The organism is Desulfonatronospira sp. MSAO_Bac3, from assembly GCF_003838035.1.
Classification (GTDB): Bacteria; Desulfobacterota; Desulfovibrionia; order Desulfovibrionales; family Desulfonatronovibrionaceae; genus Desulfonatronospira; species Desulfonatronospira thiodismutans.
The window spans coordinates 1-2075 of sequence record NZ_QYZY01000169.1 but is presented as its reverse complement, the minus strand read 5'-3'; the positions used below and the strand labels follow the sequence as shown (position 1 = coordinate 2075).

The 2075-nt window shown below is 49.2% G+C and carries 3 protein-coding genes; 2 read left to right on the top strand and 1 reads right to left on the bottom strand.

Annotated elements, in window-relative coordinates; genetic code table 11:
* Together D5S03_RS05600 and D5S03_RS05595 are read left to right on the top strand one after the other, a co-directional pair.
* On the top strand, positions 1–1331 hold a 1331-nt coding region (locus D5S03_RS05600; protein WP_287042953.1), incomplete at its 5' end, for a response regulator.
* A 31-nt stretch (positions 1332–1362) separates the two neighbouring features.
* A complete protein-coding gene (locus tag D5S03_RS05595) occupies positions 1363–1551 on the top strand; it encodes a hypothetical protein (RefSeq protein ID WP_008868610.1) in 189 nt (62 codons plus the stop codon).
* Positions 1552–1572: 21 nt separating this feature from the next.
* On the opposite strand, the gene D5S03_RS05590 is transcribed toward D5S03_RS05595, so the two are convergent.
* A complete protein-coding gene (locus D5S03_RS05590) occupies positions 1573–1755 on the bottom strand; it encodes a hypothetical protein (RefSeq protein WP_040417377.1) in 183 nt (60 codons plus the stop codon).
* Positions 1756–2075: the final 320 nt, after the last annotated feature.

Sequence of the window (2075 nt, the reverse complement as noted above, 5' to 3'; positions counted from 1 at the left end):
GGGGAGTACAGGTAGAGCAGGCCTCTGAAGGTCACGAAGCCCTTCTCATTCTGGACAGGGTATACTCAGAGGGCAATTCTTTTGCCATGGCCATTCTGGACATGCATATGCCCGGTATGGATGGAGCAGAACTCGGCCGGCTTATAAGAAACACTGACATACTTAAGGACCTGCCTCTGGTAATGCTGACCTCTCTGGGACGTCCCGGTGACGCCAAAATTTTTGAAGAACAGGGCTTTAATGCCTACCTGAACAAGCCCGTCCGCCAGTCCGAACTCTTTGATACCCTGCTGACAGTTCTTTCCAGTGCCGGCAAAGCCCCGGGCCATTCCATCATCACCAGGCATCAGGCCCGGGAGATAAAAAGACAGCAATCCGAGCTGATAAAATTTAAAGGCCATGTGCTTGTTGCCGAGGATAACCCGGTCAATCAGAAAGTGGCTGTCGGCCTGCTTAATAAAATGGGGCTGAGTGCGGACATTGTAGATACTGGACTGAAGGCGGTTGAGGCCTTGCAGAACCAAAGCTATGATCTGGTACTTATGGATGTGCAGATGCCGGAAATGGACGGACTGGAAGCGACCAGGCGCATACGCGCTGCAGAGGACAGAAATCAGAGGTCAGAAGTCAGAAATCAGATATCAGAGGAAAGAAATCAGAGTACAGGCGACAGAAGGTGGGAGAGCCAACCCCTGAACCCCTCAACCCCAGAATACCATAATCCCTCAATCCCAAAATCCTTCAATCCCAAAATTCCTCAATCCCTCAATCCCAAAATCCCGATAATCGCCATGACCGCCGGAGCCATGCACCAGGACCGGGAAAGGTGTTTAGATGCCGGTATGGACGATTATGTCACCAAGCCTGTCAACCCGGGTCAGCTTGCCACTGTTTTATCCAGGTGGCTGAAAAAAGAAAACAGCTTCATTCCTCAACAATACGGAAGCATAGATAACAGTGCATGCCACTTTCAGAAAGCAAGCAATCCTTCAAATCCGCCATTTGATTACAAGTCCTTATTGGACCGCCTTGAGCAGGACCATGAGCTGGCCAGGGAAATTGCAAATATGTATCTGCAGGATATCCCTGCCAAAATAGAAGAACTGCAAAAGGCTCTGGAAGACAAAGCAGTACAGAAAGTCCTGCGCGCAGCCCACTCCATCAAGGGTAATTCTGCCAATACCGGTTGCATGGCCATAAGCGCTATAGCTGAAATGATGGAAAGCCTTGCACAATCTGGTGAACTTGACAAGGTCGCAAACCTTATGCCTGAACTGAAAAGACAGTTTGAAATCTGCAAGACTGAAATAGAAAAAATTCAGGACACTTAAATCCCACATCAAGCATATCCAGGAGGCTGTAATGGCAGAAAAAGGCGATGATCCCCAGACAAAAGCTCTAACCTGGGATGAAGTTTCTTATTCCAACATGATTCAGCACGAGGCTCTTATTTCCCTGCTTCTGGAAAAGGGTGTAATCACTGAAGAGGAATACTTGGACAAGGTCAGGCAGGTCACCAGGGAGCTCCAGGACAGGCAGGCAGGGCAGTAATCTGTGAGGTGACTGCCTCTCTCAAGCCGGGATGGGGAAAGGCATTTTTTGACAAGCCATCTCTTTGTATCCACCCAAAGAATAGCCAGGCTGCTCCACTCCCAGCTCCTTGAAGACCGCATCCACAGGATCGGCGTAGAAGCTGGTCTGGAACTTGGCGAAGAGTTCTCCCGGGATAGTCTGGATGTCGCCTACGCTGCTCATGGGCAGTAAGACGCTTAGCACAAATTTCAAACCAACAAATTGGAACCTTTATCTGACACCCTGCTTGTTACGCCTATGGAGTAATTAAACACCCAGCACTCACTTTAATTATTTCGGTCTCATCATCATATGCAATCAAATGAAAAGTGAGTGCTGGGTCCTGCAAAGCAGGGTTTAACTGGGCCTGCCCGGTTAAACAAATCCGAAGGTTTACCCGGTTAAACCGGGTCCCTCTGGGTGTTTAACACGGGATTTCCTGCAAAGCAGGGTTTAACTGGGCCTGCCCCAATGAATAGGCTTACGTGCACGTAGTATCTCCC